Raw genomic sequence first — 18,591 nt, 5'->3', positions numbered from 1 at the left:
CATGAGCAAGAATGCACCCAGGGATCTGGAAGCGCTGAAGCGCGAGCTGTTGCTGCGCACGCTCAAGAGCAGTGCCGCGGCACGGCCCGAGCAGCCCGCGCTGATGCCGATCGAGCCGGCCGACCGTGGGCATCCACTGCCGGCTTCCTGGGCGCAACAGCGCTTGTGGTTCGTCACCCAGTTGCAAGGGGCCGATGCCGCCTATCACATGCGCGGCCTGCTGCGCTTGCAGGGCACCCTGGACCGGGATGCGCTCGTGGCGGCGCTCGACACCATCGTCTCGCGGCACGAGGCCCTGCGCACGGCGTTCGCAGCCACCGAGGAAGGCGAGCTGTTCCAAGTCGTCGCGCCTGGCGCTTCCTTTGCGCTGCAGGTTGTCGACCTGAGCCAGCGTTCTCCGGCCGAGCGCGCGCATGCGGTGCAAGCTCAGATCGAAGCAGAAGAGGGGACGTCATTCGATTTGAGCCGAGGCCCCTTAATTCGAGGCCGGTTGATCCAGCTGAGCCAGGACGAACACCTGCTGCTGGTGACGATGCACCATATCGTCTCGGACGGCTGGTCCATCGGCGTGCTGGTGCGGGAACTCGCCGCGCTGTATGCGGCCTACCGGGAAGGCCGGCCCAGTCCGCTGGCGCCGTTGCCGATTCAGTACGCCGACTATGCCGTGTGGCAGCGGCGCTGGCTGCAGGGCGAGACACTGCAAGGTCAGCTCGGCTACTGGCAGCAGCAGCTGAGCGATGCCCCAGCGCTGCTGGAACTGCCCCTCGACCGTCCGCGACCGGCCGTGCAAAGCCATGCCGGCGCGAGTGTGGAGCTGACCTTGGGTGCCCCGCTGACCGCCCAACTCAAGGCGCTGGCCAAGCGCTGCGACGCGACGCTGTACATGGTGTTGTACGCCGGCTGGGCAACGGTGCTGTCGAAGCTGAGCGGGCAGCAAGACGTGGTGATCGGCGCCCCGGTGGCGAACCGCCAGCGCACCGAGGTCGAAGGGCTGATCGGGTTCTTCGTGAACACCCTGGCGCTGCGAGCCGACTTGAGCGGCCAGCCTAGCGTGGGTGAGCTACTGCAGCGGGTCAAGGACATGACGCTGCAGGCCTACGCCCACCAGGACGTGCCGTTCGAGCAGGTGGTGGAGGCGGTGAAGCCGCCGCGCAGCCGCAGCCACAGCCCGATCTTCCAAACCCTGCTGGTGCTGCAGAACACACCACAGGGTGAGCTGGTGCTGCCCGGGCTGACCTTGACACCGCAGACGCTCGCGCACACCACCGCCAAGGTGGACCTGACACTGTCGCTGCAGGAAGTCGGCGACGAGATCACCGGCTCGCTGGAATACGCCACCGCCTTGTTCGACACCTCGACCATCGAACGCTGGGCCGGCTACTTCAAGACCGCGCTGGCGACCCTGGTGCAAGACCTCGAGCGGCCGGTCGCTGCGCTGGACCTGCTGAGTGCCGAGGAACGGCAGCAGGTGCTGCACAGCTTCAACGCCACCCACAGCGGCTGTGCACGCGACCAGCTGATCCACCAGCTGTTCGAGGCCCAGGCCCGCCAGCGCCCCGAGGCGGTGGCACTGGTCTGCGGCGTGCGAACGCTCAGTTATGCCGACGTGAACGAACGGGCCAACCGGCTGGCACATCACCTGATCCGGCAAGGCACCCGGCCCGGCGAGCTGATCCCCATCGTGATGGCGCGCAGCACCGAGATGGTGATCGCGCAGCTGGCGGTGCTCAAGTGCGGCGCCGCCTACGTCCCCGTGGACCCGCAGTTCCCGCTCGAGCGGCAGCAGTTCATGATCGACGACTGCCGCGCCGAACGGGCGATCGCCACTACCCAGGCGGTCTGCCGAGCGCCGGTGCGCTGGACCGTGCTGGACGAGGACCTGCTCAGCCACGGCCCGGCCGACAACCCGACGGTGGTGCAGGCCGCCGGCAGCCCGGCCTATGTGATGTACACGTCCGGCTCGACCGGCCAACCCAAGGGGGTGGTGGTGCCCCACCGTGCGATCCACCGCCTGGTGGTGGCCAACGGCTATGCCGAGATCGGGCCCGACGACACCCTGGGCCACTGCAGCAACCCCGCCTTCGACGCCTCGACCTTCGAGATCTGGGGTGCCCTGGCCAACGGAGCCCGGGTGGTGATCGTGGCCCAGGAGGACGTGCTCGACCCGCAGCGCTTGGCCCAGGAGCTGCTGCGCCAGCGGGTGAACGTGCTGTGGCTGACGGTGGGCCTGTTCAACCAGTACGCGCAGGCACTCGGCAGCGTGTTCCGGCAGCTCAAGTGCTTGCTGGTGGGCGGGGACGCATTGGACGCCCGCACGATCGCGCGGGTGCTGGGCGAGAGTGCACCGCAGCGATTGCTCAACGGCTACGGGCCGACCGAGACGACCACCTTTGCGACGACCTACCCCATCGAGGCGGTGGCGGCAGACGCGACCGGCATCCCGATCGGACGGCCGATCGCCGACACGCAGGTCTACCTGCTCGACGAGCAGCGTCAGCCGGTGCCGATCGGGGCGCCGGGGGAAATCTACATCGGCGGCGCCGGGGTGGCGTGCGGCTACCTGAACCGGCCTGAGCTGACAGCCGAGCGGTTCATCGACGACCCGTTCAGCGGCGAGCCGCACGCGCGGCTGTACAAGACCGGTGACCTGGGGCGCTGGCGCTCGGACGGCAACATCGAGTACCTGGGGCGCAACGACCAGCAGGTGAAGATCCGGGGCTTCCGCATCGAGCTGGGCGAGATCGAGGCGCGCTTGAGCGTACACCCGCAGGTCCAGGACGTGGTGGTGCTGGCGCGCGAGGACGTGCCGGGTGACAAGCGGCTGGTGGCGTACTACACCGGCGCGCAGGCAACGCAAGCGGAGGCGCTGCGTGAGCACGTGAAGGCAACACTGCCGGACTACATGGTGCCCAGCGCCTTCGTGGTGCTGGAGCGCCTGCCGCTGACACTCAACGGCAAGGTGGACCGGCGTGCGCTGCCGGCGCCCGATGCGAGCTTACTGCAGGCGCAGCAGTACGAGGCGCCGGTGGGCGACACCGAGCAAACGCTGGCGGCGATCTGGCAGGACATCCTGCAGGTCGAGCGGGTCGGACGGCACGACAACTTCTTCGAGCTCGGTGGGCATTCCTTGCTGGCCGTGCAGCTGATCTCTCGCATGCGGCAGGCGCTCGACCGCGAGGTGGCGCTGCACGATCTGTTCGAAGCACCCACGGTACGCGGACTGGCTCGGAAGCTGGGCGGCGCGCCGGTGGCACAGGGCCAGGACATCGAGCCCGCGGACCGCAGTGGCACTTTGCCTTTGTCATGGGCTCAGCAGCGGCTGTGGTTCCTGAACCGACTGGAGGGCATCGGGGCGGCCTATCACATGCCGGCCGCGCTGCGCCTGCACGGCCAGCTGGACCGGGCGGCACTGCAGGCCGCGCTCGACACCGTGGTGGCGCGGCATGAAGCCTTGCGCACCGTGTTCGCAACCGTGGACGGCGAGGCCGTGCAGGTGGTCACCGAGCCAGCCGGCTTCCCGCTGCAGGTGCTCGACCTCGGGGGCAAGTCCGAACACGAACTCGCCGCCATTGTGGCGGAGGAGGCTCAGGCACCGTTCGATCTCGGCCAGGGTCCCTTGATCCGCGGGCGGCTGCTCTGCGTCAACCCTGACGAACATGTGCTGCTGGTGACGATGCACCACATCGTCTCGGACGGCTGGTCGATCGGGGTGCTGGTGCGCGAGCTGGGAGCGCTGTATGCAGCCTTCCGCGAGGGCCGCGCCCAGCCGCTGGCACCTTTGCCGATCCAGTACGCCGACTATGCGGTGTGGCAGCGGCGCTGGCTGCAGGGCGAGACGCTGCAAGCGCAGCTCGGCTACTGGCAGCAGCAGCTGAGCGAGGCGCCGGCGCTGCTCGAGCTGCCCACCGACCGTCCGCGACCGGCCGTGCAAAGCCATGCTGGCGCCAGCGTGGAGCTGACCTTGGGAGCACCGCTGACGGCACAGCTGAAGGCGCTGGCCAAACGTTGCGACGCAACGCTGTACATGGTGCTGTACGCCGGCTGGGCGACGGTGCTGTCGAAGCTGAGCGGGCAGCAAGACGTGGTGATCGGCGCCCCGGTGGCGAACCGCCAGCGCACCGAGGTCGAAGGGCTGATCGGCTTCTTCGTCAACACGCTGGCGCTGCGAGCCGATTTGAGTGGCAAGCCCAGCGTCGGCGAGCTGCTGCGGCGCGTCAGGACGACGACGCTGCAGGCCTACGCCCACCAGGACGTGCCGTTCGAGCAGGTGGTGGAGGCGGTGAAGCCCCCGCGCAGCCTGAGCCACAGCCCGCTCTTTCAGGTGATGCTGGTGCTGCAGAACACGCCGCAGGGCGAGCTGGTGCTGCCCGGGCTGACCCTCACGCCCCAGGAAGTGCCGCGCACGAGCGCACAGGTCGACCTGACGCTCTCGCTGCGGGAGGTGGGCGACGAACTCTCGGGCACGCTCGAATACGCCACGGCCTTGTTCGATCCCTCGACGGTCGAGCGTTGGGCGGGCTATTTCAAGGCGGTGCTAGGCGCGATGGTGCAAGACCTCGAGCGCCCGATCCGCGAGCTGGACCTGCTGGGCAGCGAGGAACGCCGGCAGGTGCTGCAGATGTTCAACACGACCGCGCAGCCTTACCCCCATGACAGTCTGTTCCACGAGCTGTTCGAAGCGCAGGTGCGGCGCTGCCCGGAGGCAACGGCCGCGGTGTTCGAGGGCCAGCGCCTGACGTATGCCGAGCTGAACGCCCGATCGAACCAGCTGGCGCGGCACCTGCGCGAGCGGGGCATCGGCCCCGACACGCTGGTGGCGATTTGCGTCGAACGATCACTGGACCTGGCCGTGGGTCTGCTGGGCATTTTGAAGGCCGGCGGCGCCTATGTGCCGCTGGACCCGACTTATCCAAGGGAGCGCCTGCAGTACATGCTGCAGGACGCATCCCCGCGCGTGGTGCTCACGCAGGCGCGGCTGCGCGCCACAGTGGCAACAACCACCGCGCAGGTGGTCCTGCTGGATCAGGACGCTCCCCTCATCGCCGGGCACGACGACGGCAACCTTGCGGCAACGGCCATCGGCCTCGAACCCCACCATCTCGCTTACGTGATCTACACCTCGGGCTCGACCGGCGCGCCCAAGGGTGTGATGGTCGAACACCGCGGACTGTGCAACCTGGCGACCCTGCAGATCCAGGCCTTCGGTGTCGGCGAGGGCAGCCGGGTGCTGCAGTTCGCGTCGGCGAGCTTCGACGCCTGCGCCTGGGAGTGCACGATGGCGTGGGCCAGCGGCGCCAGTTTGCATCTGGCATCGCCCGAACAACTCCTGCCGGGGGAACCCCTGCTGCGCACGCTGCGCGGCGAGCAGATCACCCATGCCACCTTGCCGCCGGTCGCCGTGGGCGCATTGCCGCACGACGCGGCACTCGACGACCTGAGCACGCTGGTGGTCGCCGGCGAAGCCTGCCCGGGCGCCTTGGCGCGGCATTGGAGCCAGGGGCGGCGTTTCTTCAACGCCTACGGGCCGACCGAAACGACGGTGTGCGCGACACTCCATCTGTGCGATCCGCGAGGCGAGGGCCTGCCGCCCATCGGGCGCCCCATCGCGAACACGCAGATCTACATCCTCGACACCTCGAGACGGCCGGTGCCGATCGGCGTCGCCGGGGAAATCTACATCGGCGGGGCCGGCGTGGCGCGCGGCTACCTGAACCGGCCGGAGCTGACGGCCGAGCGGTTCATCGCGGACCCGTTCGGCGACGGCCCGAACGCGCGGCTGTACAAGACCGGCGATTTGGGGCGTTGGCGGGCGGACGGCCGGATCGACTACCTGGGTCGCAACGACCGCCAGGTGAAGATCCGCGGCTACCGCATCGAGCCCGGCGAGATCGAAACACTGCTGCGTGCCCATCCCCAAGTCGACGAGGCGATGGTGATGGCGCGTGAAGACATGCCCGGCGACAAGCGCTTGGTCGCCTACGTGACGGCAGCAGCGCAGGGTGCACCCGAGGTCGACGACCTGCGTGCGCAGGTCAAGGCGGCGCTGCCCGAGTACATGGTGCCGAGCGCGTTCGTGGTGCTGGAGCGCTTGCCGCTGACCCCCAACGGCAAAGTCGACCGGAGCGCCTTGCCGGCGCCGCAGCTGAGCGCGCTGACAGCGCGCGCGTACGAAGCCCCCCTGGGTGACGCCGAGCAGGCACTGGCGCGGATCTGGCAGGACATCTTGCACATCGATCGTGCCGGGCGGCACGACAACTTCTTCGAGCTGGGCGGGCACTCGCTGCTGGCGGTGCAGTTGATCGAACGGCTGCGAGAGGCGGGATGGCAGGCCGATGTGGCGAGCATCTTCGCCCACCCCACACTGGCAGAGCTGGCCGCCGGCCTGAGCCGGACCGCCGCGCCCAGCCCGGGCGTGGCACCTTGTCTGATCCCCCCGGAGTGCGACCGCATCACCCCGGAGATGTTGACGCTGGTCGAGCTGGACCCGGCGCAGATCGACGCCATCGTGGCCCACGTGCCCGGCGGCGCCTGCAATGTGCAAGACATCTACCCGTTGGCGCCATTGCAGGAAGGCATACTGTTCCACCACATGCTCAACGAGCAGCGCGACGTCTACGTGCTGCCCGCGCTGCTGGCGTTCGAAACGCGCGAGCGTTTGGAGCGGTTTGCACAGGCATTGCAGCAGGTGATCGACCGGCACGACGTGCTGCGCACCGCGGTGGTGTGGAAGGGGCAGCCCCGGCCCGTGCAGGTGGTATGGCGGCACGCCGAACTGACGCTGCAGCCGCTGGAGCTGGCGCCAGGCGAGGATGCCTACGCCCGGCTCCAGGCCCGATTGCAGAACGCCGAGCTGGCGATCGACTTGCAGCAGGCTCCGCTGGTGCGCCTGGACGTGGCCGCCGACGAAAGCCGCGGCCGGTGGCTGATGCTGCTGCAGCTGCATCACATCGTTCACGACCACGTGTCGCTGGACATCGTGCTGCAGGAAGTGGCGGCCCATCTGCGCGGCGAAACCCAATCTCTGCCCGAGCCGGTGCCTTACCGAGGCTTCGTGGCGCAGGCCTTGATGCAGGCGCAAAAGAGCGATGCCGAAACCTTCTTCCGCGCCAAGCTGGGTGACGTGGGGGAACCCACGGCACCGTTCGGGCTGCTCGACGTGCGGGGCGGCGGGCAGCACATCGACGAAGCCCGCCGCGAGGTGGAGGCCGAGCTGGGCCAGCGGCTGCGCGGCCTCGCACAACGCCTGGGCGTGAGCGCGGCGACGCTGTTCCACGTGGCCTGGGCGATGGTGGTGGCGCACTGCAGCGGGCGCGACGACGTGGTCTTCGGCACCGTGCTGCTCGGGCGCTTGCAGGGGGTGGCCGGCTCCGACCGCGCCCTCGGCATGTTCATCAACACCCTGCCGTTGCGGCTGCAGCTCAACGATGTGGCCGTCGGTGAGGTCGTGCAGCAGGCACAGCGCGAACTGAGGCAGCTGCTCGGACACGAGCAAGCCTCGCTGGCGCTGGCACAGAACTGCAGCGCGCTCGGCGGCGGCGCACCCTTGTTCACCACGATGCTCAACTACCGCCACAGCAGCGGGGGCCGCCAGGCGGCGCTCGATCTGGGCGTCGAGCTGCTGGCGACGCAGGAGCGCACCAACTACCCGTTCTCGCTGATGGTCGACGACGTGGGCGACGGTTTCCTGATCGGCGCGCAGGTGGACGACCGGGTTCAGGCCGCTCGCGTCACGGGCCTCATGCATAGGGCGCTCGAAAGCCTGGCGCAAGCCCTCGAGGCAGCGCCGCAAACGCAGGTGCTGGCGCTGCCGATCCTGCCGGCCACGGAGCGGCAGCAAGTGCTGCAGGCGTTCAACGCCACGACACAGCCATATCCGCAGCACCTGACGGTGCATGAGCTGTTCGAGGCACAGGTGCGCCGCACTCCGGACGCGGTGGCGGTGGTGTACGAGGGGCGGCGCCTGCGCTATGCCGAGCTGAACGCGCGCGCCAACCAGCTGGCCGCCCATTTGCGTACGCTCGGCGTCGGCCCCGACCAGCCGGTGGCGATCTGCGTCGAGCGTTCGCTCGAAATGGCGGTGGGCCTGCTGGGCATCCTGAAAGCCGGCGGCGCCTACGTGCCGCTGGACCCGGCGTACCCGGGCGAGCGTTTGCAGCAGATGTTGCAGGACGCGGCGCCGCCGGTGGTGCTCACGCAGGAACGGTTGCGGGCCCGCTTGGCCACGACGGCCCGGGTCGTCTCGCTCGACGCCGACTGGGAAGTCATTGCACAGCGGGACCCGGGCAACCCAAATCCGCAAGCCATCGGCCTCGCGCCCCACCATCTGGCCTACGTGATCTACACCTCCGGCTCGACGGGCGTGCCCAAGGGCGTGGCCATGCCCCATCGGGCGCTGGTGAACCTGCTCGAATGGCACCGCGGGGATGCTCGTTTCCGTCGGCCGCAGCGGACGCTGCAGTTCGCGGCCCTGGGCTTCGACGTCGCATTCCAGGAGACCTTCGCCACCTGGTCGACCGGCGGCACCTTGATCCTGACCGACGAGGCGACGCGACGAGATCCGCCAGCCCTGGTGCGGCTGCTGCGTGAAGAAGGTGTCCAACGGGTGTTCCTGCCCTTCGTCGCACTGCATCACCTGGCTGAAGCCGTGGCGGTGGAGCTGCCGGCGTTGCCGTGTTTGGAAGACGTGGTCACCGCCGGCGAGCAGTTGCGCATCACGCCTGCCATTGCCAGCCTGTTCAAGCACTTGCCGGGGTGCCGCCTGCACAACCACTATGGCCCGACGGAAAGCCACGTGGTCACGGCCTTGACCTTGGACGGCGCGGCCCACACCTGGCCGGAGCTGCCTGACATCGGCCGGCCGATCGGCAACGCGCGCATCTACCTCCTGGATGGTCGGCGCCAACCGGTGCCGATCGGGGTGCCGGGCGAGATCTACATCGGCGGTCTCGCCGTGGCCCGTGGTTATCTCCATCGACCGGAACTGACGGCCGAGCGATTCAGCGCCGATCCGTTCAGCGACGAGCCCAATGCACGGATGTACAAGACCGGCGACTTGGGGCGCTGGCGGGCCGACGGCCAGATCGAGTACCTGGGGCGCAACGACCATCAGGTGAAGATCCGGGGCTTCCGCGTCGAGCTGGGCGAGATCGAAGCGCGCCTGGGCAGCCATCCTCAGGTCAAGGACGCGGCGGTGTTGGCGCGCAAGGACGTGCCGGGCGACACGCGGCTGGTGGCCTATGTGACGGCGGCGACGGCACAAGAGACGCTCGCGCTCGAGGACCTGCGTGCGCACCTGAAGGCGGGGCTGCCGGACTACATGGTGCCGAGCGCCTTTGTGGTGCTGGAGCGTCTGCCGCTGACCCCCAACGGCAAGCTCGACCGGCGCGCGCTGCCGGCGCCGGACTTCGGCGCGCTGCAGGCGCAGCAGTACGAGGCCCCGGTGGGCGGCACCGAGCAGGCGCTGGCGGCGGTCTGGCAGGACATCCTGCGGGTCGAGCGGGTCGGACGCCATGACCATTTCTTCGACCTCGGCGGGCATTCGCTGCTGGCGGTGCAACTGATGGCGCGCATCCGCCAAGTGCTGGGCCGGGAGGTGGCGCTGAAGGCGCTGTTCGATGCGCCGACGGTCCAGGGCCTGGCGCAACGCCTGGAGGCGACGGCGCTCAGCGAGGATGGGGCGATCGGGCGAGCCGATCGCAGCCGGCCCTTGCCGCTGTCGTGGGCACAACAACGTTTGTGGTTCTTGGACCGGCTGGACGGTGCCGTCGGGGTGTACAACCTGCCGGCCGCCCTGCGCCTGCGCGGTGAGCTGGACCGGGCGGCGCTGCGTGCGGCGCTGGACACGCTGGTGGCGCGGCATGAGGCGCTGCGCACGGTGTTCGCGACGGTGGACGGCGAGGCGGTGCAGGTGATCGTCGAGCCGGCCGGCTTCGACCTGCAACTGATCGATCTGGCGGGTGGCTCCGAAGAGGACCTGCGGCGCATTGCCGCCGAAGAGGCGCAAGCGCCGTTCGACCTGAGCCAGGGTCCGCTGATCCGGGGCCGCCTGGTCCGGGTGAGCGCGGACGAACACGTCTTGCTCGTCACGATGCACCACATCGTCTCGGACGGCTGGTCGATGGGGGTGTTGGTGCGCGAGCTGGGAGCGCTGTATGCGGCATTCCGTGAGGGCCGCGCCCAGCCGCTGGCGCCTTTGCCGATCCAGTACGCCGACTATGCCGTGTGGCAGCGGCGCTGGCTGCAGGGCGAGAGGCTGCAAAGCCAGCTGGCCTATTGGCAGCGGCAGTTGAGCCAGGCGCCAGCGCTGCTCGAGTTGCCGACCGACCGCCCGCGGCCGGCGCTGCAAAGTTTTGCCGGCGCCAGTGTGGCGCTGACGCTCGGGCGAGAGCTGACAGCCCAGCTGAAGGTGTTGGCCAAGCGCTGCGACGCCACGCTGTACATGGTGCTGTACGCTGGCTGGGCGACGCTGCTGTCGCGATTGAGCGGTCAGCAGGACCTGGTGATCGGTGCTCCCGTGGCCAACCGTCCGCGCACCGAGGTGGAAGGGCTGATCGGCTTCTTCGTCAACACGCTGGCGCTGCGGGCCGACCTGAGCGGCCAGCCCACCGTCGGCGAGCTGCTGCAGCGGGTGCGGGCGATGACGCTGGAGGCGTATGCCCACCAGGACGTGCCGTTCGAACAGGTGGTGGAGGTGGTGAAGCCGCCGCGCAGCCGCAGCCACAGCCCGATCTTCCAGGCGATGCTGGTGCTGCAGAACACACCGCAGGGCGAGCTGGTGCTGCCCGGGCTGAGCTTGGCAGCGCAGGAGGTGTCGCGCCCCACGGCGCAGTTCGATGTGACGATGTCGCTGCAGGAGCAGGGCGAGGAGATCGTGGGAGCGATCGAATACGCCAGCGCGCTGTTCGATGCCTCGACCATCGAACGCTGGGCGGGCTACTTCAAGGCAGTGCTCGGCGCGATGGTGCAAGACCTCGAGTGCCCGGTCGACGGCCTGGAGATGCTGGGCGCCGAGGAACGCCGGCAGGTGCTGCAGGTGTTCAACGAGACCGCGCAGCCCTACCCGCAGCAGCTGCTGGTGCACGAGCTGTTCGAAGCGCAGGTGCGGCGCTGCCCGGACGCGGTGGCCGTGGTGTTCGAGGGCCGGCAGCTGACCTATGCCGAGCTGAACGCCCGGGCGAACCAGCTGGCGCGGCACCTACGCGAGCGGGGCATCGGGCCGGACGCGCTGGTGGCGATCTGCGTCGAGCGATCGCTGGACATGGTCGTGGGCCTGCTGGGCATCTTGAAGGCCGGCGGCGCCTATGTGCCGCTGGACCCGGCGTATCCCGACGAGCGCCTGCAGCACATGCTGCAGGACGCGGCGCCCCGGGTGGTGCTGACGCAGGCGCGGCTGCGTGCCGGGCTGGCGACCACGGCGCAGGTGGTCGTGTTGGACGACGATGCACCGCTCATCGCCCGGCAAGACGACAGCAACCTCGACCCAGGTGCGATCGGCTTCAAGGCCCACCATCGAGCCTATGTGATCTACACCTCTGGCTCGACCGGCACCCCGAAGGGGGTGATGGTGACGCACGCCAATCTGGTCAACCTGCTACACGCCCTTCAGCCGAGCTATGGCTTGGATGAGGAGGACCGGGTGCTGCAGTTCGTCGCGACCTCGTTCGACGTGGCCGCACAAGAGATCTTCGGATCTCTGCACCGTGGCGCCACGCTGGTGTTGCGGACCGAGCAATGGATCGGCGACGCCGACGTTTTCTGGTCCCTGTGCGCCAGCCACCGGATCACCGTGCTGCACTTGCCGGCGGCCTACTGGCAGCAGGTGGTGCTGGGCGCGCCGCCGCGCCTGCCTGATGCACTTCGGCTGGTGGTGGTCGGCGGAGAGCGCATGAGCGCGTCTGCCTTGAGCGCGTGGTTCGCCCGGTCGGGGCACAGGCCCACCCTGATCAACCAGTACGGGCCCACCGAAACGACGGTCAGTGCCACCTTCCATACGGTGACGCGGGCCGAGGAGGGGGCCTGCATCGGCCGTCCGATCGCCAACACGCAGGTCTACCTCCTGGACGAACAGCGGCAGCCAGTGCCGGTCGGTGTGGTGGGGGAGATCTACATCGGCGGTGCTGGTGTGGCGCGGGGCTACCTCGGGCGGCCGGAGCGGACGGCCGAGCGGTTCTCGAATGACCCGTTCAGCGCGGAGCCGAACGCGCGGATGTACAAGACCGGCGACCTGGGGCGGTGGCGGGCCGACGGCAATATCGAGTACCTGGGGCGCAACGACCATCAGGTGAAGATCCGTGGTTTCCGCATCGAGTTGGGCGAGATCGAGGCACGCTTGAGCGCACACCCGCAGGTGCAGGAGGCGGTGGTGCTGGCCCGCGAAGACGTGCCGGGCGACAAGCGCCTGGTGGCGTATGTGACGCCGCTGGCGGCACAAGATGTGCCCGAGGTCGAAGTGCTGCGCGAGCACGTGAAGGCGGCCTTGCCGGAGTACATGGTGCCCAGCGCCTTTGTGACGCTGGAGCGTCTGCCGCTGACGCCCAACGGCAAGCTGGACCGGCGCGCCTTGCCGGCGCCGGACCTCGGCGCGCTGCAGGCGCAACGGTACGAGGCGCCGGTGGGCGACACCGAGCAGGCGCTGGCGGCGATCTGGCAGGACCTCTTGAGGGTCGAACAGGTTGGACGGCACGACAACTTCTTCGACCTCGGTGGCCATTCGCTGCTGGCGGTGCAACTGCTGGCGCGCGTGCGCCAGGCGTTGGGACGAGAGGTGGCGCTGAAGGCCCTGTTCGAGACGCCCACGCTGCAAGGCCTGGCGCAGACGCTGGGCCAGGCGCAGGACACCGAGGTGCAGGCCATCGAGCGGGCCGATCGCAACGCGGCGCTGCCGCTGTCGTGGGCGCAGCAACGGCTGTGGTTCCTCGACCGGCTGGAAGGTGCGGGCGCGGCGTATCACATGCCGGCCGCGCTGCGCCTGCACGGTGAGCTGAGCCGAACGGCACTGCAGGCGGCGCTCGACACGGTGGTGGCACGGCATGAGGCCTTGCGCACGGTGTTCGCGACGGTGGACGGCGAGGCGGTGCAGGTGATCGTCGAGCCGGCAGGCTTCGCGCTGCAGGTGGTCGAGCTGGCGGGTGCGGACGAGGAGGACCTGAGGTGCCTGGCGGCCGAAGAGGCGCAAGCGCCGTTCGACTTGAGCCGTGGCCCGCTGATCCGGGGTCGGCTGATCCGAACGAAGCAGGACGAACATGTGTTGCTGGTGACGATGCACCACATTGTCTCGGACGGCTGGTCGATGGGGGTGCTGGTGCGGGAGCTGGCTGCGCTGTATGCGGCCTACCGGGAAGGCCGGCCCGATCCACTGGCGCCATTGCCGATTCAGTACGCCGACTATGCGGTGTGGCAGCGGCGCTGGCTGCAGGGCGAGACGCTGCAAGCGCAGCTCGGGTACTGGCAGCGGCAGCTGAGTGAGGCGCCAGCCCTGCTCGAGTTGCCGACGGACCGCCCGCGGCCCGCGGTGCAGAGCCATGCCGGCGCGAGTGTGGAGCTGACGTTGGGAGCACCGCTGACGGCACAGCTGAAGGCGCTGGCCAAGCGCTGCGACGCAACGCTGTACATGGTGCTGTACGCCGGCTGGGCGACGGTGCTGTCGAAGCTGAGCGGGCAGCAAGACGTGGTGATCGGCGCGCCGGTGGCGAATCGTCAGCGCACCGAGGTCGAAGGGCTGATCGGCTTCTTCGTCAACACGCTGGCGCTGCGGGCCGACTTGAGCGGTCGGCCCAGCGTTGGCGAACTGTTGCAGCGGGTCAAGGACATGACGCTGCAGGCCTACGCCCACCAGGACGTGCCGTTCGAGCAGGTGGTGGAGGCGGTGAAGCCGCCGCGTAGCCGCAGCCACAGCCCGATCTTCCAAACCCTGCTGGTGCTGCAGAACACACCGCAGGGTGAGCTGGTGCTGCCCGGGCTGACCTTGACACCGCAGACGCTGGCACACACCACCGCCAAGGTGGACCTGACACTGTCGCTCCAGGAAGTCGGCGACGAGATCACCGGCTCGCTGGAATACGCCACCGCCTTGTTCGACACCTCGACCATCGAACGCTGGGCCGGCTACTTCAAGACCGCGCTGGCGACCCTGGTGCAAGACCTCGAGCGGCCGGTCGCTGCGCTGGACCTGCTGAGTGCCGAGGAGCGGCAGCAGGTGCTGCACAGCTTCAACGCCACCCACAGCGACTGCGCGCGCGACCAGCTGATCCACCAGCTGTTCGAGGCCCAGGCCCGCCAGCGCCCCGAGGCGGTGGCACTGGTCTGCGGCGAGCGGACGTTCAGCTACGCCGACGTGAACGAACGGGCCAACCGGCTGGCACATCACCTGATCCGCCAAGGCACCCGGCCCGGCGAGCTGATCCCCATCGTGATGCCACGCAGCGCCGAGATGGTGATCGCGCAGCTGGCGGTGCTCAAGTGCGGCGCCGCCTACGTACCCGTGGACCCGCAGTTCCCGCTGGAGCGGCAGCAGTTCATGATCGACGACTGCCGCGCCGAACGCGCGATCGCCACTACCCAGACGGTCTGCCGAGCGACGGTGCACTGGACCGTGCTCGACGAGGAACTACTCAACCTTGGCCGAGCGGACAACCCGGCCGTGGTGCAGGCCGCCGGCAGCCCGGCCTATGTGATGTACACGTCCGGCTCGACCGGCCAACCCAAAGGGGTGGTGGTGCCGCACCGTGCGATCCACCGCCTGGTGGTGGCCAACGGTTATGCCGAGATCGGCCCCGACGACACCGTGGGCCACTGCAGCAACCCGGCCTTCGACGCCTCGACCTTCGAGATCTGGGGCGCCTTGGCCAACGGCGCCCGGGTGGTGATCGTGGTCCAAGAGGACGTGCTCGACCCGCAGCGCTTGGCCCAGGAGCTGCTGCGCCAGCGGGTGAACGTGCTGTGGCTGACGGTGGGCCTGTTCAACCAGTATGCGCAGGCGCTGGGCAGCGTGTTCCGCCAGCTCAAGTACTTGCTGGTGGGCGGGGACGCATTGGACGCCCGCACGATCGCGCGGGTGCTGGGCGAGAGTGCACCGCAGCGATTGCTCAACGGCTACGGGCCGACCGAGACGACCACCTTTGCGACGACCTACCCCATCGAGGCGGTGGCGGCAGACGCGACCGGCATCCCGATCGGACGGCCGATCGCCGACACGCAGGTCTACCTGCTCGACGAGCAGCGTCAGCCGGTGCCGATCGGGGCGCCGGGGGAGATCTACATCGGCGGCGCCGGGGTGGCGTGCGGCTACCTGAACCGGCCCGAGCTGACAGCCGAGCGGTTCATCGACGACCCGTTCAGCGGCGAGCCGCACGCGCGGCTGTACAAGACCGGCGATCTGGGGCGCTGGCGCTCGGACGGCAACCTCGAGTACCTGGGGCGCAACGACCAGCAGGTGAAGATCCGGGGCTTCCGCATCGAGCTGGGCGAGATCGAGGCGCGCTTGAGCGTACACCCGCAGGTCCAGGACGTGGTGGTGCTGGCCCGCGAGGACGTGCCGGGCGACAAGCGGTTGGTGGCGTACTACACCGGCGCGCAGGCAACGCAAGCAGAGGCGCTGCGTGAGCACGTGAAGGCAACACTGCCGGACTACATGGTGCCCAGCGCCTTCGTGGTGCTCGAGCGCCTGCCGCTGACGCCCAACGGCAAGGTGGACCGGCGTGCGCTGCCGGCGCCCGATGCGAGCTTACTGCAGGCGCAGCAGTACGAGGCGCCGGTGGGCGACACCGAGCAAACGCTGGCGGCGATCTGGCAGGACGTGCTGCAGGTCGAGCGGGTCGGACGGCACGACAACTTCTTCGAGCTCGGTGGGCATTCCTTGCTGGCCGTGAAGTTGATCGAGCGCCTGCGCGCGGCGGGATGGCACGCCGACGTCGGCAGCCTTTTCACCCGCCCGGTGCTGGCGGAGCTGGGCGCCGTCTTGACGCGCGAAGCGGCGGTCACGCCGGAAGTGCCGCCGTGCCGGATCGAGCCGGACTGCGAACGGATCACGCCGGACATGCTGACGCTGGTCGAGCTGAACCAAACGCAGATCGACACCATCGTGGCGAGTGTGCCGGGCGGCGCGCGCAACGTGCAGGACATTTACCCGCTCGCGCCGCTGCAAGAAGGCATCCTGTTCCACCACATGCTCAACGAGCAAGACGATTTGTACGTCCTGCCGATGCTGCTGGCATTCGAGACGCGCGCCGCGCTGGACGAGTTTGTGCGGGCGCTGCAATGGGTGATCGACCGTCACGACGTCATGCGCACGGCCGTGGTGTGGAAGGGGCAGACCCCCCCGGTGCAGGTTGTCTACCGGCGAGCCGAGCTGCAGCTGCAGCGCATCGAACTGGCGCCGGGGCAGGATGCGCTCGAAGTGCTGCAGGCGCGCCTGCAGCGACGCGAGCTGTCGCTCGACCTGCAGCAGGCGCCACTGGTGCGGTTGGAAGTGGCGGCAGACGAGTGCCGCGGCCGATGGCTGTTGCTGCTGCAGTTGCACCATATCGTCAGCGACCACGTGTCGCTGGACATCGTGATGGAGGAAGTGGCGGCCCATCTGCAAGGCCAGGGCGCAAGCTTGCCCGAGCCGGTGGCCTACCGGGGCTTCGTGGCGCGGGCCTTGATGCAGGCGCAGCGGCACGACGCAGAGGCCTTCTTCCGCGCCAAGCTGGGCGGCGTCCAGGAACCCACGGCGCCGTTCGGCTTGCTGGACGTGCGGGGAGGTGGGCAGCGCTTCGAGGAAGCCCGGCGCGAGGTGGACTCGACGCTGGGGCAGCGCCTGCGAGCGCTGGCACCCGTGCTCGGCGTGAGCACGGCAACGCTGTTTCACGTGGCCTGGGCCATGGTGGTGGGGCGCTGCAGCGGGCGTGACGACGTGGTCTTCGGCACCGTGTTGCTCGGGCGCCTGCAAGGCGGCGCCAGCCGCACCATGGGCATGTTCATCAACACCTTGCCGTTGCGGCTGCAGCTGAAGGGGCTGCCGATGCGCGAGGCGGTCCGGCACGCCCATCGTGAACTGATGGAACTGCTCGAACATGAACATGCCTCGTTGGCCCTGGCACAGCGTTGCAGCGCGATCGACGGCGCTGCGCCGCTGTTCACGGCAATGTTGAACTATCGCCACAGCGGCGCAGCTGACCCGGCCGGGCCCGATCTGGGGGTCGAGGTGCTCACGACCCAGGAACGGACGAACTATCCGTTCTCGATGATGGTCGACGACCTTGGCGAGCGCTTCTTGCTCACCGCGCAGGTGAACGGCGGGGTGCGGGCGGATCGCGTGACGTCTTATCTGCACACCGCGCTGGAGGGACTGGTGCAAGCCCTGGAGGCCGCACCACAGAAGACCTTGTGGGACCTGCCCATCCTGCCGCCCGAAGAGCGGCAGCAGGTGCTGCAGACATTCAACGCGACGGCACAGCCGTACCCGCAGGAGATGCTGGTGCATGAGCTGTTCGAAGCGCAAGTGCAGCGCAGCCCACAGGCGCTGGCGTTGGTGTGCGAGGGCCAGCAGCTGAGCTATGCCGAGCTGAACGCGAGAGCGAACCAGCTGGCCCATCACCTGCGGCAGCGCGGGGTGGGCCCCGACCGCCTGGTGGCCGTGTGCATGGAGCGCCAGGCCGAGCTGGTGGTGGCCTTGCTGGGCACCCTCAAGGCGGGCGGTGCCTATGTGCCGCTGGACCCGGCTTACCCGGGCGAGCGCTTGCAGGCGATGCTGCAGGATGCGGCGCCGAGCGTGATCCTCACGCAGACCGCGCTGTTGCCGGGGCTGGCCGACCAGGCAGCCGAGGTGATCGCCGTAGATGCCCAGCTGGCCGAGCTGCCGAAGACGAACTTGCCGGCGGCTGAGCTGGGCCTCACGGCCGACCACCTGGCCTACGTGATCTACACCTCGGGCTCGACCGGCACGCCCAAGGGGGTGATGCTGGAGCACCGCAATGCCGGCAATTTCATCCACTGGGCGCGCTCGGCGTTCAGTGAGGAGCACCTGGCACACACGGTGTTCTCGACCTCGGTCAACTTCGATCTGTCGATCTTCGAGCTGTTTGTGCCGCTGGCGGTCGGGGCCACTGTGCACCTGGTGAAGAACGCGCTCGACTTGAGCGGCCGCGAGGCGGTGAGCCTGCTGAACACGGTGCCGTCGGCGGTGAACGCCTTGATCGATGCCGGCCGCCTGCCCGAGGCGATCCAGGCGGTGAACGTGGCGGGCGAGGCGCTCAAGCGGGAGCTGGTGGAAAAGATCTTTGCCGCCAACCCGAAGGTGCGGTGCGTCACGAACCTGTACGGACCGACGGAGACAACCACGTACTCCACCCAAGTGCGCATGGCGCGGTCACAGCCGTTTGCACCGCACATCGGGCGGCCGATCTCCAACACGCAGGTCTACATCCTGGACGAACACCGGCAGCCGGTGCCGATCGGCGTGGTGGGGGAGATCTACATCGGCGGTGCCGGGGTGGCGCGAGGTTACCTGAGGCGGCCCGAGCTGACGGCCGAGCGGTTCATCGACGACCCGTTCAGCGAGGCGCCGAACGCACGCATGTACCGCACCGGTGACCTGGGGCGCTGGCGCGCCGA

The 18,591-nt window shown here is 68.9% G+C and carries 1 protein-coding gene (only partly in view); it reads left to right on the top strand.

The genetic code is table 11. From position 1 onward, the window contains the following. Position 1 precedes the first annotated feature (1 nt). A protein-coding gene (locus AAW51_RS28270; RefSeq protein ID WP_053013656.1) for a non-ribosomal peptide synthetase crosses the window boundary here: on the top strand, positions 2-18,591 show its 5' portion. The gene runs 13,879 nt beyond the window's last position; the window shows 18,590 of its 32,469 coding nt (coding positions 1-18,590); the start codon lies at positions 2-4; its stop codon lies beyond the right edge, outside the window.

The sequence above is a fragment of the Caldimonas brevitalea genome, assembly GCF_001017435.1.
Lineage (GTDB): Bacteria > Pseudomonadota > Gammaproteobacteria > Burkholderiales > Burkholderiaceae_C > Caldimonas > Caldimonas brevitalea.
Note: the sequence above shows the minus strand (reverse complement) of the source record. Positions and strands in the feature narration are given on the sequence as shown.